Source organism: Hymenobacter negativus (assembly GCF_017571495.1).
Lineage (GTDB): Bacteria > Bacteroidota > Bacteroidia > Cytophagales > Hymenobacteraceae > Hymenobacter > Hymenobacter negativus.
The window spans coordinates 789,801-814,027 of the sequence record NZ_JAGETZ010000001.1; the positions used below are offsets into that span (position 1 = coordinate 789,801).

The 24,227-nt window shown below is 60.4% G+C and carries 22 protein-coding genes; 10 read left to right on the forward strand and 12 right to left on the reverse strand.

All coding sequences use genetic code 11. The annotated features are described in order from the left end of the window. Positions 1 to 66 precede the first annotated feature (66 nt). From J4E00_RS03520 to J4E00_RS03540, 5 genes are all read right to left on the reverse strand, one after another. A complete protein-coding gene (locus J4E00_RS03520; RefSeq protein ID WP_208173620.1) occupies positions 67 to 828 on the reverse strand; it encodes an SDR family oxidoreductase in 762 nt (253 codons plus the stop codon). A gap of 76 nt (positions 829 to 904) precedes the next feature. Further along, a complete protein-coding gene (locus J4E00_RS03525; RefSeq protein WP_208173621.1) occupies positions 905 to 1,324 on the reverse strand; it encodes a helix-turn-helix domain-containing protein in 420 nt (139 codons plus the stop codon). Positions 1,325 to 1,398: 74 nt separating this feature from the next. After that, positions 1,399 to 2,058: a deoxyribonuclease V gene (nfi, locus tag J4E00_RS03530; protein WP_208173622.1), complete on the reverse strand. Its 660-nt coding sequence runs from the start codon at positions 2,056 to 2,058 to the stop codon at positions 1,399 to 1,401. 26 nt (positions 2,059 to 2,084) lie between these two features. Continuing rightward, a complete protein-coding gene (locus J4E00_RS03535; RefSeq protein WP_208173623.1) occupies positions 2,085 to 2,687 on the reverse strand; it encodes a hypothetical protein in 603 nt (200 codons plus the stop codon). A gap of 196 nt (positions 2,688 to 2,883) precedes the next feature. Continuing rightward, positions 2,884 to 3,072, reverse strand: a complete 189-nt coding sequence (locus J4E00_RS03540) for a hypothetical protein (RefSeq protein ID WP_208173624.1) — start codon at positions 3,070 to 3,072, stop codon at positions 2,884 to 2,886. A gap of 499 nt (positions 3,073 to 3,571) precedes the next feature. Here J4E00_RS03540 and J4E00_RS03545 point away from each other — a divergent pair, with 499 nt between their 5' ends. The 4 genes from J4E00_RS03545 to J4E00_RS03560 all read left to right on the forward strand — a co-directional run bounded on the left by J4E00_RS03545 (position 3,572) and on the right by J4E00_RS03560 (position 8,254). Continuing rightward, positions 3,572 to 4,276, forward strand: coding sequence for a hypothetical protein (locus J4E00_RS03545; RefSeq protein ID WP_208173625.1), 705 nt, complete (start codon positions 3,572 to 3,574; stop codon positions 4,274 to 4,276). Positions 4,277 to 4,372: 96 nt separating this feature from the next. Continuing rightward, on the forward strand, positions 4,373 to 5,287 hold the full coding sequence (locus tag J4E00_RS03550; RefSeq protein ID WP_208173626.1) for a DUF3667 domain-containing protein: 915 nt from the start codon (positions 4,373 to 4,375) through the stop codon (positions 5,285 to 5,287). Between the two features lie 210 nt (positions 5,288 to 5,497). Next, the gene (locus tag J4E00_RS03555) at positions 5,498 to 6,805 is read left to right on the forward strand and encodes a cystathionine gamma-synthase family protein (RefSeq protein WP_208173627.1); all 1,308 of its coding nucleotides are present in this window, start codon (positions 5,498 to 5,500) and stop codon (positions 6,803 to 6,805) included. A gap of 597 nt (positions 6,806 to 7,402) precedes the next feature. After that, the gene (locus J4E00_RS03560) at positions 7,403 to 8,254 is read left to right on the forward strand and encodes a DUF6843 domain-containing protein (RefSeq protein ID WP_208173628.1); all 852 of its coding nucleotides are present in this window, start codon (positions 7,403 to 7,405) and stop codon (positions 8,252 to 8,254) included. A gap of 102 nt (positions 8,255 to 8,356) precedes the next feature. Here the strand turns inward: J4E00_RS03560 and J4E00_RS03565 are convergent, their stop codons facing one another. Further along, on the reverse strand, positions 8,357 to 9,109 hold the full coding sequence (locus tag J4E00_RS03565; RefSeq protein ID WP_208173629.1) for a helix-turn-helix transcriptional regulator: 753 nt from the start codon (positions 9,107 to 9,109) through the stop codon (positions 8,357 to 8,359). A gap of 157 nt (positions 9,110 to 9,266) precedes the next feature. Between J4E00_RS03565 and J4E00_RS03570 the strand changes: the two genes are divergently transcribed. After that, positions 9,267 to 11,294: a hypothetical protein gene (locus tag J4E00_RS03570; RefSeq protein WP_208173630.1), complete on the forward strand. Its 2,028-nt coding sequence runs from the start codon at positions 9,267 to 9,269 to the stop codon at positions 11,292 to 11,294. Between the two features lie 73 nt (positions 11,295 to 11,367). Here J4E00_RS03570 and J4E00_RS03575 read toward each other — a convergent pair whose 3' ends face one another. The 5 genes from J4E00_RS03575 to J4E00_RS03595 all read right to left on the reverse strand — a co-directional run bounded on the left by J4E00_RS03575 (position 11,368) and on the right by J4E00_RS03595 (position 16,803). Then, a complete protein-coding gene (locus tag J4E00_RS03575) occupies positions 11,368 to 12,339 on the reverse strand; it encodes a deoxyhypusine synthase family protein (protein WP_208173631.1) in 972 nt (323 codons plus the stop codon). Between the two features lie 159 nt (positions 12,340 to 12,498). Next, positions 12,499 to 13,041 carry an ATP-dependent protease subunit HslV gene (gene hslV, locus J4E00_RS03580; RefSeq protein ID WP_208173632.1) on the reverse strand — a complete coding sequence of 181 codons (543 nt, stop codon included), beginning with the start codon at positions 13,039 to 13,041 and terminating at the stop codon, positions 12,499 to 12,501. 75 nt (positions 13,042 to 13,116) lie between these two features. Beyond that, positions 13,117 to 14,202, reverse strand: a complete 1,086-nt coding sequence (locus J4E00_RS03585; protein ID WP_208173633.1) for an acyltransferase family protein — start codon at positions 14,200 to 14,202, stop codon at positions 13,117 to 13,119. Positions 14,203 to 14,301: 99 nt separating this feature from the next. Then, the gene (locus J4E00_RS03590; protein WP_208173634.1) at positions 14,302 to 16,002 is read right to left on the reverse strand and encodes a pyruvate dehydrogenase complex dihydrolipoamide acetyltransferase; all 1,701 of its coding nucleotides are present in this window, start codon (positions 16,000 to 16,002) and stop codon (positions 14,302 to 14,304) included. Positions 16,003 to 16,179: 177 nt separating this feature from the next. Beyond that, on the reverse strand, positions 16,180 to 16,803 hold the full coding sequence (locus J4E00_RS03595) for a histidine phosphatase family protein (protein WP_208173635.1): 624 nt from the start codon (positions 16,801 to 16,803) through the stop codon (positions 16,180 to 16,182). A gap of 162 nt (positions 16,804 to 16,965) precedes the next feature. Between J4E00_RS03595 and J4E00_RS03600 the strand changes: the two genes are divergently transcribed. The 5 genes from J4E00_RS03600 (at position 16,966) to J4E00_RS03620 (ending at position 23,880) form a co-directional block, all read left to right on the forward strand. Then, positions 16,966 to 17,400, forward strand: coding sequence for a hotdog fold thioesterase (locus tag J4E00_RS03600; protein WP_208173636.1), 435 nt, complete (start codon positions 16,966 to 16,968; stop codon positions 17,398 to 17,400). After that, positions 17,401 to 18,636 (forward strand): chorismate-binding protein, encoded by a 1,236-nt coding sequence (locus J4E00_RS03605; RefSeq protein ID WP_236049398.1) that lies wholly within the window; start codon positions 17,401 to 17,403, stop codon positions 18,634 to 18,636. It abuts the gene before it with no gap. Positions 18,637 to 18,722: 86 nt separating this feature from the next. Continuing rightward, positions 18,723 to 20,480 carry a 2-succinyl-5-enolpyruvyl-6-hydroxy-3-cyclohexene-1-carboxylic-acid synthase gene (menD, locus tag J4E00_RS03610; protein WP_208173637.1) on the forward strand — a complete coding sequence of 586 codons (1,758 nt, stop codon included), beginning with the start codon at positions 18,723 to 18,725 and terminating at the stop codon, positions 20,478 to 20,480. A 112-nt stretch (positions 20,481 to 20,592) separates the two neighbouring features. Further along, positions 20,593 to 21,417, forward strand: coding sequence for a 1,4-dihydroxy-2-naphthoyl-CoA synthase (menB, locus tag J4E00_RS03615; RefSeq protein WP_208173638.1), 825 nt, complete (start codon positions 20,593 to 20,595; stop codon positions 21,415 to 21,417). A gap of 207 nt (positions 21,418 to 21,624) precedes the next feature. Continuing rightward, positions 21,625 to 23,880, forward strand: a complete 2,256-nt coding sequence (locus tag J4E00_RS03620) for an N-acetylmuramoyl-L-alanine amidase (protein ID WP_208173639.1) — start codon at positions 21,625 to 21,627, stop codon at positions 23,878 to 23,880. A 95-nt stretch (positions 23,881 to 23,975) separates the two neighbouring features. Here J4E00_RS03620 and J4E00_RS03625 read toward each other — a convergent pair whose 3' ends face one another. After that, positions 23,976 to 24,173, reverse strand: coding sequence for a hypothetical protein (locus J4E00_RS03625; protein WP_208173640.1), 198 nt, complete (start codon positions 24,171 to 24,173; stop codon positions 23,976 to 23,978). Between the last annotated feature and the right edge of the window lie 54 nt (positions 24,174 to 24,227).

A 24,227-nucleotide genomic window follows, 5' to 3' on the forward strand; every position in this document is an offset into this window, starting at 1 on the left:
CGAAAAGCCTTCCCATCAAGGTATGGGAAGGCTTTTTCATGTCGCGGCACAGTTCCTGATTCTGCTTTAAATGCTCTGGCCACCCGAGACCTCCAGGCGCTGAGCCGTTATCCAGCGGGCCTCGTCGGTGCAGAGGAAGGCCACTACCGGGCCAATGTCGTCGGCCAGGCCCACGCGGCCGAGGGCGGTGAGCGACACGATGTAGTCCTGAAGCTCTTGGTTGTCGCGCACGCGGCCACCGCCGAAATCGGTGGCAATGGCACCAGGTGCTACGATGTTGACGGCGATGCCGCGGGCACCCAGCTCCTTGGCCTGGTACTTGGTCAGCACTTCCATAGCGGCTTTCATGCTGGCGTAGGCGGAGGAGTTGGGGTTGATGATGCGCGTCAGCCCCGACGAGATGTTGATGATGCGGCCCCCATCGCGGAGCAACGGCAGTGCTTGTTGGGTGAGAAAAAACGGGCCTTTGAAGTGGATGTTCATGGCCTGGTCGAACTGCTCCTCGGTGGTTTCGGCGAAGGGGGCATATAAGCCCGTACCAGCGTTATTGATGAGAAAATCGAATTTCTCGGCGCCGAATATTTCCGTCAGCGTGGTGCCGACCTGGGCGAAGAAGGCCTCGAAGCTGGTCACTTTGGAAGCATCGAGCTGCAACGCGGCCGCACGCTGGCCATGCGCCTGGATTTCGGCCACTACGCTTTCGGCTTCGGCCTGCTGGGTGTGGTAGGTAAGAAGTACGTCGATGCCTTTCTTGGCCAGGTTCAGGGCCATGCTTTTGCCTAGGCCCCGGCTGCCGCCGGTGACGAGGGCTATTTTGGAACTGCTCATCGGTTGAAGTAATTAGGGTGGATGATGAGGCAAAGTTCCAGGAGCGGCACGCCGGGTTTATGGTGAGTAGTTCAGTTTAAATGGTGACACCTTCCGATTCCGGAGCTTCGCGGCGGGCGGCCCACACCTGCTCGCGGTATTGCTTGGGCGTGCAGCCCTGAAAGTGCTTAAAGAACTTGGTGAAGTTGGAAGGGTCGTAGGTGAGGTTGGCGGCGATAGCAGCCACCGAGTACTTGGGGTCTTGCAGCAACTGCCGCGCCACGTCCATGATACGGGCCTCGAAAAAGTAACATGGCGAGTGACCGGTGGCTCCCTTGATGGTGTTGCTCAGGTGCGTGGGGTGGATGCAGAGAATGCCCGCAAAGTCGCGGATTTCGAACATTTCAGTGGCCCGTCCGGCCACGATATCGGCCAGGTGCCGGTCTACTTCGCGTAGGAAATCGGCGGTGATTTCGTGCTGGCGGGCGAAAAGCTTTTGGGGAATGGGCCTAGGCATGAGGATAATGGAAGGAATAAGCCGATAGTTAACCAATCAGACCAAGCGCAGTTTTAAAATACCAGCCGTCATCATTAGCGGGGTGCCCGTAGCAGGGCTTTCACGGCCTGGTCGGCGGCGCGGGTGGTTTCGGGCAGGCGGTACGTCGGCGTCAGGCGCAATATCCAGTCGGTTGCCGTTTCCAGGCTCACTTTATGCCCCACGGAAACAAAGACGGGGTTTTTGCCCGTTTGGGTTCGCAGTGCCCGTCCCACTACCGCGCCCTCATCTACCAGGCTCTGGTAGGCACCCCGGTCGGCACCGAGTGGCTCGTATTCGCCAATCAGGCGGGTTTTGGCGCAGCCAATGGTGGCAATGCCCGTGACCACGCCCAGGTGGCAAGCCAGCCCAAACCGGCGCGGATGGGCGAGCCCTTGCCCATCGCACACGAGCAAATCGGGCTTCACGGGCAGTTGGTCGAGGGCGCTTAGCACGGCCGGTAACTCGCGAAACGAGAACAGGCCCGGGATGTACGGAAAGGTGGCCTCGCCGTGGTACGAGGCAATCCGGATAACCTGCAGGCTGGCGACGTCGAGCACCGCCACGGCGGCAACCAAGCGGTTGCTGTTCTGCTCATATGCCACGTCAACGCCGGCCACCGTCCGAATCTCGGTAGGCAGCTCATCATGCACGATTACGGTTTGGCGTAAGCGCTGCTGCAATTCCTCAGCAGCCTGGGTTTGGTCGTCAATCAAGGGGTGCTATTTTTAAACCGGAACGTTTACAAGTACGAAGAGCGCACTGCCTCAATGCCAAAGTATACGTGGAGCAGGTTGGCAATGCCTTCCGAAATGCCGCTAAGCTGCGGGTCGTGCTTTAGGTCCAGTTCAGCCAAAAAGGCCGTTAACTCCTCTTTAATAGCGGGGTCCTCTTCCTCCATACGACCAGCAGTTTCCTCATTGAAATACCCAAGGTAGCGCCGCAAAGCAGTTTGCTTACTAGCGCTTGTTCCATAACGCCTTTGGCGAGAACTACCCTCTGATACCAGGTGGCTGGATGCCTGTTGTAGCATCCAGCCAGCGTAACGCTGTTTGCGGAATAATATCGAAAAATCGTCGAAAACCGTAAGGGCAAAATCGTAACGAAATGTATTTGCGTTACCTGTAGCCATCAGGAAAAGCGTGTCGTCATCTATATGATATGCGCTTGTGCTACAAGTTTCAACGCGGAAAAATTTTGCCTCGGAATTCAATTGCAGGGTACCCCTATCAATGAGGTAATCAGCCGCATGAAAGTGGTGGTTCACCAACTGCACCGAATCAGGTAAACGGAGCGCTACACTGTGCAGCAAGCAGGTATCTTGGTCAAAGAGCAGCGTGTCCACAGCATCTCCCAACCAGCTCCAGCTGCCACGCGATGCCACTGCTGAAGCCTCTAATTCGTACCCATCACAAAAAGCCCCAGCCCAAATACACCTGCCGGCCAAGTACCAGTCAGGCAGGTGAACGGTGGCTGTCCTTTTACCAAGCACTAGCTCGACTAATACATTATTTGTTAAGCCACACAGCATATATAGAAAGTTAGCCGCTACAGAAATATGTGCACTGCACACGGTCGGTGTAGGGATGCCCTACAAAGGAGCTGCCCACTTGCAGGTAGCTGCTTTCAACGGCCTTGGTTCTTTCGGCCGGTAGCAGGTGCACACGGCCGTGCGACTCGCCCAGGGACAGGGTCGTTTCTACGTTGGCCTTGGCGCTAAGCCAAGTCACAAGCTCATTTGAGGGCGTGGTGTGAATGAAGCCGGAGTCGGAACAGGTGCTTTCTGCGCCTGCTGGGCACCGGGTAAAGGTAAGGCGGGCCGCCATTCCGCCGGCTCGGCTGTTTCTGCGGTTATCGTTTGGGCCCAGCCCCTACCCTTGCTTCCAAACGTCGGGAAGGCAGGTTTTGGCGCTTAAGGGAGGCTTCCAAACGTTTGGAAAGGAGATTTGGGGCCAAAACCTGTCATCCAAACGTTTGGAAGCAGGTTTTGGCCCTTGCACTGGCCATCCAAACGTTTGGAAGGAGGTTTTGGGGTCAAACCCTCCCCTCCCGACGTTTGGAAAGAGGTTTTGGGGTCAAACCCTCCCCTCCCGACGTTTGGAAAGAGGTTTTGAGCGGCAAGGAAGTCCTCCAAACGTTTGGATGACTCCTTGCTACGGTGAAAATATTACTGGGAAGCAATAGTTTACCTACCTTACCACTTCCATAATCATTTATTCCCAGTTTCCCATGTTCCTACCGTTTCTCAAGAACCCGTTCGCCTCCAAAAACCTGGCCCGCGAAGACTTCCGCGACCTCATGGCCGGCACCCTCACCCGCATGGCGGGTCAGAACGCCGCCGGCCTATACACAGCCCAGATAGCCGCCCTGCAGCCCCACCACGACGCCTACGCGACCTTCCTGGGCACGCAGGATGTGAACCTGGGCCAGCGCATGGGCAGCACCGACGTGGTCAACCAGCTGCTGGCCGACTTCAGGCGCTTCGCCAAAGAAGAGCTGCTCGTCGACGTGGCCTACGTCTTCGGCCGCAAAACCCCCGATGCCGTGGCCCTGGCCGCTTTCCTGCCCCAGGGCCGCTCCGAATACAACGGCGTCACGCTGCTCACCCTGCCCACCCTGCTCGAGCGCGCGGCCACCCTCACCGCTACCTATAAGGATGCCCTCGGCAAGGACCTGGCCGACAAAGCCGCCTCTTTCAAGAAGAACTACGACACGGACCGTGAGCTGCAAGGCCAAAGCAAAGGCGCCGTGCAGGGCGACAGCAAGGCAGAAAAGAAGCTGCGCAAAGCCGCCGCCCGCCAGCTCAAGCTCAACCTGCTTGAGCAGGTGAAGCAACACATCGACACCCCCGACGACGTGAAGGCCCTCTACGACCCAAAAATTTTTACGCAGCCCACCAAGCCCGCTCCGGGCGCTGCCCCTACCGCCCCGTAGCCCACCCCGCCCACGCCCAGGCAGCCCGCCCCACCTTGTTCGGGCGGGCTTTTCTGCTTTAATTTACCCACACTCACCACCTTCCTTTCTGCAAAAATGGACCTTGCTACCTCCCCCACCGCGGGCACCGTCGCGGCCACCGAAGCGGCCCCACCCGCCGTCAGCCACGCCCACCCCATGGCCTGCCTCAACTGCGACACGCCCCTCACCGACAAGTTTTGCCCCCACTGCGGGCAGTCGGCTGCCACGCACCGCCTCAGCATGGGGCACCTGCTGCACGAGATTCCGCACACCATCTGGCACGTCGACAAGGGCATTTTCTATACCCTGCGCGAGTTGTTGCTGCGGCCCGGGGCCACCATTCTGGGCTACCTGCAGGGGCAGCGAGCCCGGCACTTTGCGCCCATCTCACTGCTGCTGCTCGTCACGGGCGTGACCAGCTTCGTGGCTGCCAAGCTGCACATCGGGGAGCTGGCCCAGACCGCCCTCGACCCCAATACGGTGGCCGAATTGCGCGAAGCCAACGTGCACGCCAGCGAATGGGTAATGCGCTACATGGGGTGGCTCTATGTGGCCGCAGCACCTTTCATTGCCTTGTTTGCCCGGCGTGTGCTGCGCCGCAACGGTCTCAACCTGGCCGAAAACCTCGTGGCCGTGCTCTACGTCACGGCCGCCGGCAACTTGCTGTCGCTGCTGCTCATGCCGGCCTACTACTGGGCCCGCACCGGCCCCAGCTACGCAGCCATGTCTCTGGCGGGCTCGGTCGTCTTCACTCTCTACCAGACCTGGGCCTATGGGCAGCTGCTACTCGCAACGCCACTTAGTCGCTGGGGGCGCTGGTGGCGCGGCCTAGTCACCGCCCTGGCCACTTACGGGCTGGTCCTGGGCGGCACCCTCGTGGTCATGTTCGCCTCAAACTGGGGCGCTTACAAGAAAGGCTTCCAGAAAGAAGTGGAACGCCAGCGGGCCCTGCTGCCGAAGTCGGCGCCGGCAACCGCGCCCCGGCCGTAGGCTACCGTCTGAACGAAGGCGCGGGCCGGCAGCCCGTGCTGGCTACGGGCAGGTCTCCGGGCCTGCAATCGTTGCACAATTTCTAAACGACGCGGGCCATCTGTGCTGCATCTGCCCCGCCGCTCTCCAGCGGCGGGGCTTTTTTGGGGCCACTCAAAACAAAATACTACCTTCGCTCCACTTATTCTCCATCCCACCCAACCCCCCTTTATGCCCACCCTTCACGACCACGCCCACATCGGCGGCCAACACCTGCGCCCCGAAAGTTTGATGATGAGCTACGGCTACACCCCCGCCTGGAGCGAGGGCGCCATCAAACCGCCCATCTTCCAAACCTCCACCTTCGTTTTTAAAAGCGCCGAGGAAGGCAAAGCCTACTTCGAGCTGGCGTATGGCTTGCGCCAGGCCAACCCCGACGAGGAAATGGGCCTCATCTACTCCCGCCTCAACAATCCCAGCCTGGAGATTCTGGAGCACCGCCTCACCCTCTGGGACGGCGCCGAGGAGGCGGCCAGCTTCGCCAGCGGCATGGCCGCCATCAGCACCACGCTGCTGGCCCTGCTCAAGCCCGGCGATGTGGTGCTGCACTCCGAGCCCGTGTACGGCGGCTCCGATTTCTTCCTCAAGAACGTACTGCCCAAGTTCGGCATCACCGCCGTGGGCTTCCGCCCCACCGCCACCCCGGAGGAGCTCACTGCCCAGGTGGCCGGCATCGAGCAGGGCCGCCTGGCCATGATTTTCGTGGAAACCCCCGCCAACCCCACCAACCACCTCGTCGACCTGGAAGCCTGTGCCGCCCTGGCCCGCCAGCACGGCACCACGGAGCACCCCATCCGCCTGGTGGTCGATAACACCTTCCTCGGGCCCGTCTTTCAGCATCCCATCAAACACGGGGCCGACGTGGTGCTCTACTCGGCCACCAAGTTTTTGGGCGGCCATTCCGACCTCATCGCCGGTGCGGCCCTGGCCAGCAAGCCCCTCATGAAGGAGATAAAAGCCATGCGCACCTTCATGGGCACCATGTGCGACCCCAACACCGGCTGGATGCTCATGCGCTCGCTCGAAACCCTGAAGCTGCGCATGGAGCGCGCCGCCCAGAGTGCCCAGCTCATTGCCGATTGGCTGCGCCAGCACCCGCTGGTGGCCCGCACCTACTACCTCACCCACCTGGAGCACAGCCCCGCCCAGCAGGACATCTACCGCCGCCACTGCCTCTCGCCCGGCTCCATGATTTCGTTCGACATCAAAGGCGGCGAGCCCGAAGCCTTCCGCTTCCTCAACGCCCTGCGCCTCATCAAGCTGGCCGTAAGCCTCGGCGGCACCGAAAGCCTCGCCGAGCACCCCGCCACCATGACGCACTCCGACATTTCCGTCCCCGAGCAAGCCGAAATGGGCATCACCCCTCAAATGATACGCCTCAGCATCGGCGTAGAAGATGCCCGCGACCTAATGCTGGACCTGGGCCAGGCCTTCGAGGCCGTGGGCGTGGCGCAAGAGCGAGAGCTGGAACTGGCGTAAAGGCAGCGCTCAATATGGATACAATACAGCCTGAAGTCAGATTTGAAATTCCGGCAGGACAGCCAACGCCCGAACTGACGATGGCAGTAGCCATTAATAGGGTAGTAGTAGCGCCGAACTTTTCAATTGATATCCTGGCCCTTTACAATTCAGCCCAGGAATCGGGCGAGCATTTTATCTGGACCTGTTCCTGTGGAGTGCCAGAGTGCGCTGGCATCTATCATGGAATCCAGGTTTCGCTCTTCCATAACTCAGTAGTTTGGCAAGTACCCAAAATACCTTTCGAAAAAATGACCCGATTCGAATTTAGCAGGACTGCTTACGTGGCCGCTGTTATAAATGGATTACACGAATACGTCAGGTATTTCAAATCCTACCGAGCAACCGGAATCGAATTTGATACTGTCCCTCAGTGGCAACTAAGCGAAGTGATGGATAAAATGACCGCCCGTTAATTTCGCTAATCGATTCAACGCCAAAGAGCCGGCCGCTTCATCAGTGGCCGGCTCTTTTACATGATGCCCCCGACGGGCGCGTATTCAGCACAACGCAACTCGCCCCCGTTGCGGGGAGTAGGGAATAGAAACCCCAACCACTATGGACCAACCGCCGCCCAAGCCTAACACGTCCACCGGTTCCGCCGCTCGTAGCATCCTGCTGGTAGTGGGTCTGTGCCTGATGGGCATGGCAGTGTGGCTTTTTTCCATTCTGTATTTCCTCTTCATCTTCTGCGTGCCCCTCTACATAGCAGGGGCCGTGCTGGTGCTGGTGTCGGGGCCGAAGCCGCCAGCGTGGCTCAAGGTGCTGGCCATTTTGTTTCCCATCCTGGCCTGGTTTGGCACGGCCGTAGTGAGCCAACGGCTGGCCAAAAAGCAGCCTGCCGCCACCTTCCTCATTCCCGACGGCTACGAAGGCCCCGTGCTGCTGGTGCTGGGCGAGCCCTGCGGCCTGCCCCCCGAAAAGGTCGACGGACGCCTCATCTACCACGTGCCCGCCAACGGCATCGTTATCACCCAAAACCCAGCCTGGGACTCCAACGCCCCCGAAAACCAGTACCCCAACGAAGGCTACTACAGCACCTCCGACAACGAATACTACGTGGTGGACCGCGCCGGCAAGCACCTGCGCGAACTCACGGAGCTATCCGAAAACTACGACGACGACCCCAACGCTGCCCCGTACTCCACCACCTCGTGGACGAGCCTGGGCCGCGACGACGTGGGCGTGTTTCCCCAAAGTCCTATCATCTTCTCCCCCACCGACGACTCGACCCGCTACGACTTCCAGGAGTTCAACGTCAGCAGCTTCGCCCGCCTCCACCAACAGGAGAACAACGAACGCAGCAGCACGCAACGCGACATCGCCGACCGCCTGGTAGCGCAGTGCCGGCAGCGCGGCGGCCGCCCGTCGGCCCGCGTGCCCATACCCGCCGACACTACCGCTCTGTAGCCCCGCCGCATTAGGCACTACGAAAAGAGCCTGCCGCTGATGAAGCGGCAGGCTCTTTTTGCTTTTATTTTTCGATGTCGTCCGGCTGCCCGGGCCACTCACTCAATTGCCCGCTACCACCCGCAGACAGGCAGCTGTGCGGTTGTCGACCCCCAGCTTGGCATAGATGCTTTGCAGGTGATTTTGGACGGTACGAGGGCTGATGCGGCACCAGTGCCCGATTTCCTTGTCGGTGCGGCCCAGGGCGAGTTGATGAACGATTTCAGCTTCCCGGGGCGTGAGGCCGAAATGCACTTGGACTGCCGCCGGGTCTGGTGCGGCCTGGCGCCTTGGCAACTGGCTCAGGCGCAGCAGCCCGGCCACGTGAGGCCGCACAAAGCCGAGCAGAATTCGTTCGCCATCGGTAAAATCGCGGCGACGCCGGAACAAGGCCCCCGTCACCAGCCCCTGGCCCGGCACCGGCACGGCCAGCATCAGGTGGTGGGTGAGGGCGCTGGCGCGGTACAGGTGGTTGTATAAGTCGGTGCGGGCAAACTGGGCCACTGTCACAAAGTCGCTGGTGCGCAGCGGCACCACGCTTTGCTTGACAATGAGTTCCGAAAACAACGGATGCTGCGACAGCAGCGGCCCCGTTTCCGCCAGTTTCTCTTCCGTGAACAAATGCTGCGGCCACGCGCCCAGAAACCTCGCCCCGCCCTGTTGGTCAAATAAATCAAAGCACACCGCTTCGGCCCCGAACAATCCCTGCAGGGCCGCCGCCAGCCGGTCGAACAGCGTGGCTGGGTCGGGCTGCGCATAGAGGGCCGCCAGCGCGTCGCTGAGCTGACTGGCGTGGTGGAGGCTAAGAACTTGCATGAAAGGTACGAGGCCGAAATACGCCCTGCCGGCTTACGAATATACGGCGCCCCCCTGGGTAATCTTACCTATTTCTGCGGCTGAAAACGGCCAATAGTTTTGAGGATTGATTTGAAACCATGCGTGGAGGCGGGCCCGCGTTGCTATCCCTTTCCTTATGAAATCATCTTTTCGCTTGTTGGCCCTCGTGGCCGCCGGCAGCCTGGCCGGCCACCGGGCCACCGCTCAAAGCGTCGGCATCGGCACCACCGCGCCCGATGCCAAATCCGCTCTGGAAATTCGGGCCACCGACAAGGGCCTGCTCATTCCGCGTCTCACGCAAGCCCAACGCCTGGCCATCACCTCGCCCCCACAAGGCCTGATGGTCTACCAAACCGACGGTTCGGCCTCGGGCGGGGCGCAAACCGGCTTCTGGTACTATGTCGGCACCGGCGGCTGGGTGTACCTCGATGCGGCCAGCGGTAGTGGTGGCCTCACGTTGCCCTATTCCGGCACAGCCAGCACCATCGGCAGCGTGTTTCAAATCACCAACTCCGGAGGCGGAATTGGCCTGCGCGGGGCCTCGGCCAGTGGGCAGGGCGTGGTGGGCCGCGTGAACGGCACCGGGACCGGCCAGGGCGTGGTCGGCGTGAAAGGTACCACCGTACCCAACATTGAGGACGCGGGCGTGGTAGGCCTGGCTGACGCCGACTACGCCGTGTACGGAGCCAGCAACAGCAATTCGGCCGTGGTGGCCACCACCAACGCCCGGGGCGCGGGCCAAGCCGCGGTGGTGGGCACGGCCGTCAACGCGACCAGCGGCACACTGGCGGCGGGCGTCAGCGGCAGCAGCAACGCCGACGACAACTCCACGGGCGGGGTGGTAGGCACCAACTACGGGGGCGGCGCGGCAGTAGGCGTGCTGGGCCAAACCAGCAACGGCTACGGCGTGCGCGGCACAGCTTCGGCCGCGGGCGGCTACGGGGTGAGCGGCGTCGCCACCGACAGCTACGGCGTGACGGGCACGAGCAGCAGCGGCGTGGGCACCTACGGCATCAGCACCAGCAACAGCGGGGTGCAGGGATACAGCACCAGCAGCTACGGCGTGCAGGGCACCACCGCCGCGGGGGCCAGCAACGGCGCGGGCGTATTTGGCAGCAGCACCAACGGCGGCGTGGGCGTACTGGGTACTACCACTACCAGTTCGGCTGTGCGCGGGGTGGCCAGCGGCAGCAGCGGCTGGGGCATCAACGGCTCTGCCAGTGGCAATAGTGGCCGGGCGCTCAACGGCTTTGCCTCGGGCACGGCCGACGGGCTAGTAGTGCAAGTCAGTGGCACCGGCCGCGCTGGCTACTTTAGTCAAAGCAATAGCGCCAGCACCGGCAACGCCGTCGAAATCATCACCTCTGGCACAAATAGCGCAAAAGCCGGCCTGTATATCATCCATCCCAATGCCTCTAGCCTCGGCTCCAATAGTTATAACCGCGGCCTCGTCGTGGTCGATGCCGGCGGCAATTCCATCCTGACTGCCAACTCCGACGAGTTGACCCTTGCACAGCAGGGCAGCACGCCGGGCGTTACGCTGAGTCCTTTTGGTGGAGCGTTTTACAACCTTGGCAACACCGCCAGCACCCCCCTGGTGGTATCGGCCACGGCGGGCAGCGCCAACAACGGCGCCTTCTCCGTAAGCGTTATGCAAGGCAAAGCAGCTAATTTTCTCGGAAACGTGCAGGTTCAAGGCACGTTGGCCAAGAGCGGCGGTTCCTTCAAAATCGACCACCCGCTGGACCCCGAAAACCAGTACCTCTACCACTCATTTGTGGAAAGCCCCGACATGATGAACGTCTACAACGGCAACATCACGCTCAACGCCCAAGGAGAAGCCACGGTGCAACTGCCCGACTGGTTCGAGGCCCTCAACCGCGACTTCCGCTATCAACTCACGCCCATTGGCGCGGCCTTCACGCCTTACGTGCTGGCCGAAGTGGCCGGCAACCGGTTCCGCATTGCCGGCCAGCCCGGCGGGAAAGTAAGTTGGCAGGTCACGGGCATTCGCCACGACAAGTGGGCCGACGAAAACCGCATTCCCGTAGTCGAGCCAAAAGAGCCCGAAAACCGGGGCAAGTATCTGGTGCCAGCCGCCTACGGCCGCCCCGCCAGTCAGGGCATCGGCTACCGCTCCAAGCCCGAAGCCGCCCGCCGCTAGCCACCTCCCAACCAGCAAAAAAGCCCGCCGCTGAATAACAGCGGCGGGCTTTTCGCATTGTTATGAAGCCAGCTTACTGCCCCAGCACGATGGCGAACACCAGCGGGGCCACGATGGTGGCGTCCGACTCGATGATGAATTTCGGGGTTTTCTCGCCCAGCTTGCCCCAGGTGATTTTCTCGTTGGGCACGGCGCCGGAGTAGCTGCCGTAGCTGGTGGTGGAGTCCGAAATCTGGCAGAAGTAGCCCCACAGCGGCACCTCGTGGCGCTGCAAGTCCTGGTGCAGCATGGGCACCACGCAGATGGGGAAGTCACCGGCAATGCCGCCGCCAATCTGGAAGAAGCCAATTTTGCTTTCCTCCGTCGCGGTTTTGGTGTACCAGTCAGCCAGATACATCATGTACTGGATGCCCGTCTTCATGGTGTGCACATTCTTGATGTCGCCCGAAATCACGTGGCCGGCGTAGATGTTGCCGAGCGTGGAATCTTCCCAGCCGGGGCAGATGATGGGCAGGTTTTTCTCGGCCGCGGCCAGCATCCAGGAGTTTTTGGGGTCAATCTGGTAGTACTGCTCCAGGTCGCCCGACTTCAGAATCTGGTAGAAGAATTCGTGTGGGAAGTATGCCTCACCGGCTTGGTCGGCCTTTTCCCAGTGCTTGAGCACGGTGTGCTCGATGCGGCGCATGGCCTCCTCTTCGGGGATGCAGGTATCGGTCACGCGGTTCATGTGGCGCTTCAGCAACTCGTGCTCATCGGCGGCGGTGAGGTCGCGGTAGTGCGGCACCCGCTCGTAGAAGTCGTGGGCTACGAGGTTGAAGATGTCTTCTTCCAGGTTGGCACCGGTACAGCTGATAATCTGCACCTTATCCTGCCGAATCAGCTCGGCCAGCTGGATGCCCATTTCGGCGGTGCTCATGGCGCCGGCCAGGGTTATCATCATCTTGCCGCCATCGGCGAGGTGCTTGTTGTAGCCATCGGCCGCATCCACAAGGGCAGCAGCGTTGAAATGGCGGAAGTGGTGGCGGATGAAGTTGGTGATTTGCATGGGTTGGGGGAATTGTTGTCTGTAATAATTGAACGTTGTGCTGAGCGTAGCCGAAGCATCTCGCTCGCACCGCAGTAATCAATACCGATTGCAGCGGTGCGAGCGAGATGCTTCGGCTACGCTCAGCATGACGTCCGGGTTGGCTGTGCAACTGAGAGCCTACGAGGGCGACTCAATCATCAGGTTATGATTGGTGTAAATGCAGATGTCGGCCGCGATGTGCAGGCCTTCTTCCACCATCTGCCGGGCTGATAAATGCGGCGCGTGCTTCTTCAGCGCCAGCGCGGCTGCCTGGGCATACATCGCGCCCGAGCCGATGGCGGCCACGTCGGAGTCGGGCTCCAATACGTCGCCGGTGCCACTGAGGATGAGCAGCTCGTCTTTGTCGGCCACCACCATCATGGCTTCCAGCTTGCGCAGGTACTGGTCTTTGCGCCAATCTTTGGCCAGCTCGATGGCAGCGCGCTTGAGGTTGCCGCCGTAGCTGGTCAGCTTCTCGTCGAAGCGGTCGAGCAGCATGAAGGCATCGGCCGTGGAACCGGCAAAACCAGTCACGACTTTGCCATCCTGCAGCTTGCGAATTTTACGCACATTGTTTTTGGCCACGTGCTTGTCCATGGTGGCCTGGCCGTCGGCTCCTACGGCGATTTCGCCGTTGTGGCGAATGCCGAGGACGGTAGTAGAGCGGATTTTTGCTTGCATAAGGGCGCAAAAATACAACGTCCTTCCTCCCCCATCAGCCCTAAAGTCGATTCGTTACTTATCCAATAATCGTTATCAGCGGCCCGATGGCTTTTGGCTGACGGCATCGCTGGCCCACGCAAACAGGCGAACCCACTGGGGTCGTTGCTTCTCCAGTAACAACCCGATGGCTACCGCCAGGAAAATAACGGTCGCCGTTGCCACCCCGAGTTGCCCGAAATCATTGGCTTGCAATCCGAATAAGACCCGCCACAGCACCAGCAGTGGGAAATGCAGCGTGTAGATTGGAAATGACAAATCGGCGATAGCGCGCAGGGATTTTGACCAGCTCCGGCCTTCCAGGCCCGGTCCGGCTGGCAAACACCAGATGGCCAAGGCGCAAATTCCACCCACCAGCCAATCCGTCAAAAACTGGCCGGCCATGAACAGCGGTTGGTCGCCCACTGTCATTGGCAGGGCCGGCAAATACGCCACCGCAACTGCCAGCACGCCAAATAAGCTGCCCACCAGCAGCCACGCAACCCCAGCGGAAAGACGATTCCGGGGCAAACGGTAGGCCGCCACGCCAAACAGCCAGATAGGCAGCAACAATAGAATCTTGGGGCCGGCAACGACGCCCGCCGCTAGCAGTGCCCAGCGTGCCCACCGCCGGCCGCTTCCGTAACACCAAATGCCAAAAAGTATGTAGTACCAGAATTCGTAGCTCAACGACCAGAGCGGAGAATTGAGGGGCGGAGCAGCTGACAAACTCCCGGATTCATTCAGAAAAAGGGCGCTCATCACATAGCGCAGCCCCGCGTGCTCCCTTACATAACGCGCTGTGAGTGCCGCGTCGCCGTGCACCACCACCTCTACCAGCGCTGTAAGTAGCAGCGCTGGCACCAGCACAGCATACAGCCGACTCAAGCGGGCCACGGCGTAGCGACGCGCTCCACGATTATTTGTGGCTGTAGTAAAGGCAATAACGTAGCCCGAGATAACAAAAAATATGACTACTGCCGCATGCGACATCTTGCCCAGCGCGCTGTGAGCCGCCGGATAGCTTGTCAGCCACTGCCCACTGGCGTGAAACACCACCACTACCAATGCTGCTACAATGCGCAGCACATCGAGCCCCACGCTGGTGCTGGCGCTCATTTCCTGGCGCGGGGCAGTAGTCATATTAGTTAGATTATGCAGAACAGGGTGGGCTTATCCCGATGCATTTTGGCAAAAAAAAACCAGCCCGCAAAGGCTGGTTTTTTTTGGTTAATATCAGGCTCAAATCATCAAACGCATGGGGTCTTCCAACAGGCTCTTCAGCGTTTGGAGGAATGCAGCGCCGGTAGCGCCGTCCACCACGCGGTGGTCGCAGCTCAAGGTCACCTTCATGATGTTGCCGATGGCGAGCACACCGTCCTTCACAATGGCCGTTTGCTTGATGCCACCCACGGCCAGGATGCAGGCATCGGGTGGGTTGATGATGGCCGTGAATTCATCAATGCCGAACATGCCCAGGTTCGAGATGGTGAAGGTGCTTCCCTCCCACTCGGACGGCTGCAGCTTCTTGGATTTGGCTTTGCCGGCCAATTCCTTCACCTCGGTGGCAATGGCAGCGAGGCCTTTCTGGTCAGCATTGCGGATAACCGGCACCAGCAGACCTTCGTCTACGGCCACGGCCACACCCACGTTGATGACTTTATTCTGACGGATACGGTCGCCGAGCCACGAGGAGTTCACGGCCGGGTGCGAACGCAGCGCAATAGCCGCCGACTTCAGCACGAGGTCGTTGAAGCTCAGTTTCACCGGCGACAGCTCGTTGAGCTTCACACGGGCTTCCATGGCCTTGTCCATGTTGATTTCCATCGTGAGATAGAAATGCGGAGCCGTGAACAGACTTTCCGACAGACGCTTGGCAATGACCTTGCGCATCTGCGATACCGGCGTGTCGGTATAGGTATCGGTCGAGGCCGGCGCGCTGGCGGTCGGAGCCGGAGCAGCAGCGGGGGCAGTTGCCTGCGGAGCCGAAGCAGCGACCTGAGCAACTGGAGCAGCCGGAGCGGTTTGGGCTGCCGGGGCCGCAGCACCCGGCTGGAAGTTCTCCACGTCGCGCTGCACGATGCGGCCGTTGTCGCCGCTGCCTACTACTTGCGACAGGTTGATGCCTTTTTCTTTGGCAATACTTTTGGCCAGCGGAGAGGCCAGAATACGACCGTTGTTGGCGGCAGCGGCCGGCTGAACCGGCGCGGCAGCGGGAGCAGCCGGGGCTTCAGCCGCAGCCGCAGCCGGAGCGGGAGCAGCCGCCGGAGCCGAACCACCACCCAGCAGGGCCTGAATATCGGCGCCTTCCTCGCCGATGATGGCCAGAATGCCATCGACGGCTACGGCTTCGCCGGCTTTGGGGCCGGTGTAGAGCAGGGTGCCGTCTTCGTAGTTTTCCAGTTCCATGGTGGCTTTGTCGGTCTCGACTTCGGCCAACACATCACCCGACTTCACTTTGTCGCCCACGTTTTTCAACCAAGCGGCAATGGTGCCTTCGGTCATCGTGTCGCTCATCTTGGGCATGCGCACCACGGTGGCTTTTTTGCCATTGGCAGGCGCAGCGGGGGCGGCTGGCGCAGCAGCAACAGGGGCAGGGGCCGGGGCGGGCTCAGGAGCTTTGGGAGCAGGTGCTGCGGCGGGCGCGGGTGCAGCCGGAGCAGCACCGCCACTTTGGCCGTTCAACAAGCCAGAGATGTCTTCGCCTTCCTTGCCCACGATGGCCAGGATACCATCAACCGGCACAGCGTCCTTTTCTTTCGGCCCGATGTAGAGCAGGGTACCATCTTCGTAGTTTTCCAGCTCCATGGTGGCTTTGTCGGTCTCGACTTCGGCCAGGATGTCCCCGGATTTAACTTTATCACCCACTTTTTTGAGCCATGCCGCGATGACACCTTCGGTCATCGTGTCGCTCATTTTGGGCATTTTTATGATTTCGGCCATCGGATATAGAAGCGCTAGGGTTGAGAAGGCCAAAATTAGCCGGAAAAGTTGGCGGGGGCAATGTTATTGCCGGGAGAATGAAACTCTTCCCTATAATAACGAAAAAAGTCGTCATACTAAAACGCCATGCTCATCCGGCGTCCGCCAAACCGATGCTATATAAGTAGGGGTGACTTCTCAACCAGCTGCTTGCAAATGCGCGACGTCCAGAAAGTTCTTGATGGTAAAAACCGAGCCGGTATATTCCAGCTTATACAAGCACAAGTTGCTGTGCTCGAAGCCTTCCATACAACTGAGCGGGTAGTTGAGCAGCTGGCAAAGCATGACGCGCATGGCCCGGCCGTGCATGCAGACGAGGACGGTTTGCTCGTCGTCGCGGGCTTTCAGCAGCTCAATGAACGGGCGCTGGCGGGCGGCTACTTCGGCCGGGCTTTCGCCGCCGGTGAGGCGGGCGTTGTCGTCGCCGGCTACCCAACCAGCCAGCACTGCGCGGTATTCGGCGTCCTCGTCCATGGTGATGCGAGTGCCCTCCCGCACGCCCCAGCTTATTTCGTTGAGGCCGGCGTGGGCCTCGTGGGGTAAGCCAAGGTCGAGAAACTGCTGCACCGATTCGTGGGTGCGGCGCAACGTGGAGGTGTAAACCTTATCGAAGGGAATGTGGCCATAAGCGGCGAAAAACTGCGCAGCCTGGCGGCGACCGGTGTCGTTCAGGCTGGAATCGACGCCGCTGCCCTGCACGATGCCGCGCACGTTGAAATCAGTCTGGCCGTGGCGCAGCAGGAAAATGGTTCGGGGCCTCACGTTGCGTGTAATTTTGCGTAACAATCGGTCAACAATCCCTCAAAGTACGGGGTTTGACTTTTAGTGGTTCGTTGCGGATTGTTGGTTGTTAGCCCAACAATGTCCGCAGGTTATTTCCTTCCACAGACTAACAACTGACAACAGATACCTGACAACGAACCTATGACCCTGGAAGAAATACGGCGCTGGACCGCCTCCCGCCCTACTCTGGCCGATGCCCTCGGCATGGAGCTCACCGAAGTGACGGATGATTATCTGGAAGGCCGCATGCCGGTAGACGGCCGCACGCACCAGCCCATGGGCCTGCTGCACGGCGGGGCCTCGGTGGCGCTGGCCGAAACGCTGGGCAGCATCGCTGCCATGTTGCGCGTGGACCGGACCAAGCAAGCATGCGTGGGGCTGGAAATCAACGCCAACCACATCAAAGGGGTGCGCGATGGCTGGGTGCGCGGCCGGGCCACGCCGGTGCACATCGGGCGCAGCACGCAGGTGTGGGAAATCCGCATCACGCACGAGGAAACGGGCGCGCTGGTCTGCCTCAGCCGCATCACGATGGCCGTGATTGACTTGCCGGCCGCTAGCCCAAAAGCTGTTTAGATGCAGGCCGGTCAACTTCGACAATTGCCCTGGCCGGCCGTGGCGGCCGAGCTCGATGCCCCGGCCCGGCTGCGCCATCTGGCGGCGGGGGCGCTGCGCACCGGCCGGCCGCTGGCCATCTGGCGTGAGCCCGGCCAGGAGCACCCCCGCATGCTGGCGGCCCGCTCCCTCGAAGCCAGCTATACTGGTTTGCCGCCGGCTCTCAACGACCAGGCCCCGGCAGGATTTGCGTTCTTTCCCTTCCGCGATTCGGACCACAACCCGGCCCTGTTCCTGCCCGCTGACGTGCGCTACGACCTGGCCCAGCCCGAAACAGTGACCGTGACAGCCGCTGCCCGCGAGCTGCTGCCTGGCCTCACGGCCTGGCTAGCCATGCCGCCCCTGGCTGAGTTGGTCTGGCACCATAGCCAGAACCCCGTGCCCCACACCGCCACCGAGGCCGAGTACACCGCGCTGGTCCGCACAGGCGTGGCAGCCATTGCCGGGAAATCGGTGGTGAAAGTGGTGTCGTCGCGGGCAACTCGCCGGGCGCTGTCGCCGGGCTTCGACCCGCTGGCGGCTTTCATGGAGCTGAGCGAGAAGTACCCACGGGCGTTTGTGTCATTGGTGAGCGCGCCGGGCGTGGGCACTTGGCTGGGCGCCTCGCCGGAACTGCTGGCGGAAGTGACGGCCGATGGGCAGTTTCACACCATGGCGTTGGCGGGTACCCAGCCGCTCAAGCCCGGTCTGCTGCCGCAGGATGCCATCTGGCGGCAGAAGGAAATTGAGGAGCAAGCGCTGGTGGCCCGCTACATTGTGAGCTGCTTCAAGCAGCTGCGGCTGCGTGAGTACCACGAAACCGGCCCGCGCACCGTAGCCGCCGGGCAGCTCCTGCACCTGCGCACCGATTTTGAAGTGGACCTCAAAAATGTGCCTACGCCGGCCTCACTGGGCACCGATATGCTGCGCCTGCTACACCCGACTTCGGCTGTAGGCGGTATGCCCAAAACAGCGGCAATGCATTTTTTACAGCAGCACGAGGGCTACGACCGCGCCTACTACAGCGGCTTCCTAGGCCCCGTGAATGTGGCCGCGCCCGGCATCTCGCGCCTCTTCGTGAACCTGCGCTGCCTGCAGATGCGCGCCACCGAGGCCGTCCTCTACGCCGGCACCGGCCTCACTATCGACTCCGACCCGACCCGGGAATGGCAGGAAACGGAGATGAAAATGCAAACCATAAGTGCGGTGCTGCATTGAACAATTGACAATGAGCAATGAATAATGTGTTCTAGCTGCTCTCAAAAATTGCTCATTGCTCACTGTTAATTGTTCATTGATTAAAAATGCAGGCTGTTTATAATATCGCCGAAATCTGCGCCCGCCACGGAATTACCGATGTCGTACTTTCGCCTGGTTCGCGCTCGGCACCGCTTACGCTGGCTTTTGCCCGTCACCCGGAACTAACGGTGCGGGTGGTACCCGACGAGCGGGCGGCGGCATTCATAGGTCTGGGTATCGCCCAGGCCCAGCGGCGGGCGGTGGCGCTGGTCTGCACGTCGGGTACGGCCGGATTGAATTACGCGCCGGCTGTAGCAGAGGCATTTTTCCAGCACATTCCGCTGGTGATTTTCACCGCCGACCGGCCGCCGGAATGGATTGACCAGCTTGATGGACAGACCATTCGACAGCGCAACTTATACGGCGCGCATGCCAAGGGCGAGTTCGAGTTCCCGGTGGATACCACGCACGCCGATGCTAAATGGCATTCGGCGCGCATTGTGAACGAGGCCATCAACCTGGCCCAGGCCGCGCCCGCCGGGCCGGTGCAGGTGAATGTGCCGCTGCGGGAGCCGTTTTACCCCAAGGCTGGCGAGGGCATTGGGTATGAGAAGGATGTGAAGATTACCCGGGAAGCACCGATGCCCTCTTCAAGCATTGATGCAGACGTCTATCAAGAGTTGAAGCAGGCGAAGCGAATGCTACTAGTAGTCGGCCAGCAACCGGCAAATGCACGGGTTACAGCAGCAGTTCTCCGATTCGCAGAGGTATTTGGCGTGCCAGTAGTAAGTGACAGCATCGCCAACATTGCCAGCCCGATTCCAATTCGGGAAGGGGGTTCCGGAGCTTATTATCCCGATGCATCCAGCTTATTAGCATCGGCCGGCCAGTTGATGACGCATCAGGATGTATTTCTAGCGGGCATGCCAGCAGCGGTCAAACAGGATTTACAGCCGGACCTGCTTATCACATTTGGCCAATCATTGATTTCCAAGAGCTTAAAGTTGTTTTTGCGAGACGCAGCGCCCTCGCAACATTGGCATATTCAGGCAACCGGACCAGTAGCAGACACCTTCCGCAGCCTTACCAAAATTATTCGCTGTGAACCCGAACAGTTCTTTTCACGCTGGGCGCCGGCCCAACTGCCTGCCCGCGAAACCTTGCAGCCCTGGCAGCAGGCCGAAGCCGGAGCCACGACTTTTTTGAATTCGTTTTTCAATTCGGAAGCGGTGTTTAATGAATTCTCTGTTTTCCGCGTGGCTTTGGCAGCACTGCAACCCCAAACCGCCCTGCACCTAGCCAACAGCATGGCCGTGCGCTACGCCAACATCCTCGGCATCCCGCAAGGCCGGCAGATTGAAGTTTTCGCCAACCGCGGCACCAGTGGCATCGACGGCTGCAACTCCACCGCCGTGGGTGCGGCGCTGGCCCAGCCCGGCAGGCCGGTGGTATTAATGACCGGCGACGTGGCGTTTTTCTACGACCGCAACGCCTTTTGGCACAACTACCCCACGCCGAACCTGCGCGTGGTGCTGTTCAACAACCACGGCGGCGGCATCTTCCGCATCATCGATGGGCCGCGCCAACAGCCGGAGCTGGACGAGTTTTTCGAGACGCGCCAGTTGCTTACGGCCGAGAACACGGCCCGGGATTTCAACCTGCGCTACTTCCCGGTTTCCTCGTATGCTGAACTTGAAGCCGCGCTACCGGTTTTCTTTGCGGCCGAAACCGGCGCGGCGATTCTGGAAGTCTTCACCGACTCGAAGACCAACGCGGCGTTCTTCGAAGAATACCGGGCGGCGGTGAAACACGCCTTTTCGTAACTGTCATGCTGACGAAGGAAGCATCTTATCACGGCTGCTTTCGTTGGTTTTAGTAACTCTTGCAGCGCGGACGTGATAAGATTCTTCGCTGTGCTCAGAATGACAAAAGTCTATGACCGAACCCATTGTCTGGACTCCGATTAAGGAGTTCAAAGAAATCATCTTCTCGCAGTTTGGCGGCATCGCCAAAATCAGCATCAACCGGCCGCAGGTGCACAACGCCTTCACGCCGCTCACGGTGCAGGAAATGATTGATGCCATGCGCATCTGCCAGGACCGCACCGATATTGGCGTTATCATCCTAACCGGTGAGGGCGGCCGGGCCTTCTGCTCGGGCGGCGACCAAAGCGTGCGCGGCCACGGCGGCTACGTGGGCGAGGACACCGTACCCCGCCTCAACGTGCTGGAACTGCAGAAAATCATCCGCTCTATCCCGAAGCCGGTGGTGGCCATGGTGGCGGGCTGGGCCATTGGCGGCGGCCACGTGCTGCACGTGGTGTGCGACCTGACCGTGGCGGCCGACAACGCCCGTTTCGGTCAGACTGGCCCGAATGTGGGCTCGTTTGATGGCGGCTTTGGCGCCTCCTACCTTGCCCGCGTGGTGGGCCAGAAGAAGGCCCGCGAAATCTGGTTTCTATGCGACCAGTATGACGCCCAGGAAGCCCTCGACATGGGCCTGGTAAACAAAGTAGTACCGCTCGATAAGCTCGAAGAAACCACTGTGGCCTGGTGCCACAAGATTCTCCAGAAAAGCCCGCTCTCGTTGCGCATGCTCAAGTCGAGCTTCAATGCGGAACTCGACGGGCAGGCAGGTATTCAGGAGCTGGCCGGCAACGCCACACTACTCTACTACCTGAGCGACGAAGCCAAGGAAGGCCGCAACGCCTACATGGAAAAGCGTCAACCCGATTTCTCGAAATTTCCCAAATTCCCGTAACGCAACATTGCTTCTTGACATTTCACAAAGCGCTTGGCTATTTAGCCAGGCGCTTTGCTTTTTCCCCCTATTTAATAGCTGTTTTGTTGAAATTATCGAAAATTTAACCTGATTTTACCTACATATTCGATAGCAAATACAAAGAACAATCGATACTTTAGGACTGCCGAAATCCTCCTGAACCACGAACCCTTTCGGCAGTCTACTATGAAGAAAAGTCTACTCCTGTGGGCGGGCCTGCTGGGCCTGTCCCCCACCCTACATGCCCAGACGGGCTCCCGCCAGGCGGCTGGCCAAGCCGTGAGCGCTGACACGCCGTACGCCACTGATTTTGCGGAAGCTTACCGCCGCTACCCTGCCATTCCGCGCGGGGTGCTGGAAGCGGTGGCGTACACCCAAACCCACATCCGGCACCTTGGCCCTACTGAGCAAGCCAGTTGCACAGGCATGCCCCTGGCCGCTGGCGTGATGGGCCTGATTGCCGACGGCAAAGGCTATTTCCGCGAAAACCTGGGGCTGGTGGCCCGGCTCGCCGACGTAAATGCTGACCTTATCCAGACGAGCCCGCGGGCGCACATCCTGGCCTACGCGGCGGCTTATGCTCGACTGGCCACGGAGCAAAAGCTCACCGCTGCCGACCCGGCCCGCCACCTGCCAGTGCTGCTGGCCCTGAGCGAGTTGCCCCTGGCAAAAGATGCGGTGAGCACCTTCACGCTCGATTCGCATCTCTACAGTGTGCTGACGTTCCTCAACAAGGCCGAAAACCAGCAGCGCTACGGCTTTCCGGACTATCACCTGGACCTGCAGAGAATTTTTGGCGCCAACTACCAGGTGCTGAGCTCCGGCACAGCTCAGGTATCGGAGCGGCAGGTGCGAGGCGAAGGCCAGACATTTGACCCAAACAGCTCGACCTACGCCCGGGTGGCTTCGAGCGACTACGGCCCCGCCATCACGGACCTAACAACGTGCAACTACAGCTCGCGTGGCGGCGTGGCCGTTACCCACTACGCTATTCATACGGTGCAGGGCACGTACGCCAGCTGCATTTCGTGGTTTAAGAACTGCTCGGCGCAGGTATCGGCGCACTACGTGGTGCGTTCCAGCGATGGGCAGGTGACGCAGATGGTGAGCGAGGCCAACAAGGCCTGGCACATCGGCTCGGAAAACCCCTATACCATTGGCACGGAGCACGAAGGCTACGTAGACGATGCCTCCTGGTACACTACGGCGATGTATAATAGCTCGGCGGCGCTGGCCCGCGACATCTGCGCGAGCGGCTACGGCATCAGCGGGCTGCGCACATTTTACGGGGCGGCTACCACGGGGACCTTCAGCACGGGCGCATGCGTGAAAATCAAAGGCCACCAGCACTTCCCCAACCAAACCCATACCGACCCCGGCGTGAACTGGAACTGGGAGAAATTCTACACCCTCATCAACAACGCCCCCACGGTTACGACGCTGACGGCTGCCACGGGCACCGTGTACGACGCCGGCGGGGCCAGCGCCAACTACCCCGACGACGTGCGCCAGTGCCAGCTCATTGCCCCAACGGGTGCCACAAGCGTTAGCCTGACTTTCAGCAGCTTCGACGTGGAAAGCGGCTACGACCACCTACTGGTGTATGACGGGGCCAACAATCAGGCGCCGCTCATCGGCAAATATTCGGGCACAGCAAGCCCAGGCACACTCACGGCCTCGTCGGGCAAAATGTTCTTGGAGCTGCGTAGCGACTGCGCCACCACGCGGCCCGGCTTCGCGGCCACCTGGTCGTCGGCGGGTGGCGGGAGCGCCAGTTGCCCCACCGACAGCTACGAGGCCAACGAAACTCTGGCGACTGGCAAAGCCATTGGCGTGAACGTGAACAACACGGCCTACGTGTGCCCGGCGGCTGATGTGGACTGGTACCGCTTCAGCAGCAGCACGACCAACAACAACATCAAGGTGACCCTCACTACCCTGCCGGCCGACTATGACTTGGAACTCTATGACGCCGGCGGCACGCTGCTGTACTCCTCGACCTCAGCCAGCACCACGGCCGAAACCATTGTCTACAACGGTGCGCCAGCGGCCACCTATTACGTGAAAGTGTACGGCTACAACGGCGCGACCAGCAGTTCGGCCTACACCCTGCGCGTTTCGACCCAGTCCGTCGCCTGGTCTTCGTCGGCGGCAATAGCCAGCCGCCTGAATGCCTCCACGCCCGAGCAGCCGGTGGTCACCATTACCAATCCGGTGCAGGCTGGTACCAAAGCCTGGCTGACGGTGACGGGCTACGACGGCCCGGCCGACATCGTGCTGCGTGATTCCCGGGGCCTGCCCGTGGGAGCCAGCACGCACGCCGAAATCGTATCGGAACAGCCGTTGGGCTACTTACTGCCGGCCAACCTGTCGCCCTCGGTTTATATCGTTACGCTCCAACTCCGCACCCACGTCGAGTACGTGAAGCTGCTGGTGCAATAAGTAACTCAAAGTGATGTATTACAAGACCGCCCGACTCGCATTTTGCGGGTCGGGCGGTTTCTTGTTAAGCCAACTTGCAGCTTGAACTGGCTGCGTTAGTAGCTGAACCCAATGGCGTGCAGGCACGAACACCAGCTAAAGAAGAACCGCCGGTCTTCCTGCTTGCGCTGTTTTTTGATAGCCTTGGCGCGGGCTTTGATTTCGGCAGTAGTGAAGCTGCGGCATGGCACGTTGGCGGTGGGTTGGGGTACAGCCGGCACTCCGGCAACAAATGGAAGCGGGTGGGAATTCATGGCTGAGCTTGGATGGTGTGTAGTAATAATACGCTTTTTTCAGCTGAAAGGCAA

Bases quoted from the DNA above. Each gene is read 5' to 3' on its own strand.
- J4E00_RS03520 (WP_208173620.1), bottom strand. From the start codon at position 828: ATGAGCAGTTCCAAAATAGCCCTCGTCACCGGCGGCAGCCGGGGCCTA.
- J4E00_RS03525 (WP_208173621.1), bottom strand. From the start codon at position 1,324: ATGCCTAGGCCCATTCCCCAAAAGCTTTTCGCCCGCCAGCACGAAATC.
- J4E00_RS03545 (WP_208173625.1), top strand. From the start codon at position 3,572: ATGTTCCTACCGTTTCTCAAGAACCCGTTCGCCTCCAAAAACCTGGCC.
- J4E00_RS03550 (WP_208173626.1), top strand. From the start codon at position 4,373: ATGGACCTTGCTACCTCCCCCACCGCGGGCACCGTCGCGGCCACCGAA.
- J4E00_RS03555 (WP_208173627.1), top strand. From the start codon at position 5,498: ATGCCCACCCTTCACGACCACGCCCACATCGGCGGCCAACACCTGCGC.
- J4E00_RS03560 (WP_208173628.1), top strand. From the start codon at position 7,403: ATGGACCAACCGCCGCCCAAGCCTAACACGTCCACCGGTTCCGCCGCT.
- J4E00_RS03565 (WP_208173629.1), bottom strand. From the start codon at position 9,109: ATGCAAGTTCTTAGCCTCCACCACGCCAGTCAGCTCAGCGACGCGCTG.
- J4E00_RS03570 (WP_208173630.1), top strand. From the start codon at position 9,267: ATGAAATCATCTTTTCGCTTGTTGGCCCTCGTGGCCGCCGGCAGCCTG.
- J4E00_RS03575 (WP_208173631.1), bottom strand. From the start codon at position 12,339: ATGCAAATCACCAACTTCATCCGCCACCACTTCCGCCATTTCAACGCT.
- hslV (WP_208173632.1), bottom strand. From the start codon at position 13,041: ATGCAAGCAAAAATCCGCTCTACTACCGTCCTCGGCATTCGCCACAAC.
- J4E00_RS03585 (WP_208173633.1), bottom strand. From the start codon at position 14,202: ATGACTACTGCCCCGCGCCAGGAAATGAGCGCCAGCACCAGCGTGGGG.
- J4E00_RS03590 (WP_208173634.1), bottom strand. From the start codon at position 16,002: ATGGCCGAAATCATAAAAATGCCCAAAATGAGCGACACGATGACCGAA.
- J4E00_RS03600 (WP_208173636.1), top strand. From the start codon at position 16,966: ATGACCCTGGAAGAAATACGGCGCTGGACCGCCTCCCGCCCTACTCTG.
- J4E00_RS03605 (WP_236049398.1), top strand. From the start codon at position 17,401: ATGCAGGCCGGTCAACTTCGACAATTGCCCTGGCCGGCCGTGGCGGCC.
- menD (WP_208173637.1), top strand. From the start codon at position 18,723: ATGCAGGCTGTTTATAATATCGCCGAAATCTGCGCCCGCCACGGAATT.
- menB (WP_208173638.1), top strand. From the start codon at position 20,593: ATGACCGAACCCATTGTCTGGACTCCGATTAAGGAGTTCAAAGAAATC.
- J4E00_RS03620 (WP_208173639.1), top strand. From the start codon at position 21,625: ATGAAGAAAAGTCTACTCCTGTGGGCGGGCCTGCTGGGCCTGTCCCCC.
- J4E00_RS03625 (WP_208173640.1), bottom strand. From the start codon at position 24,173: ATGAATTCCCACCCGCTTCCATTTGTTGCCGGAGTGCCGGCTGTACCC.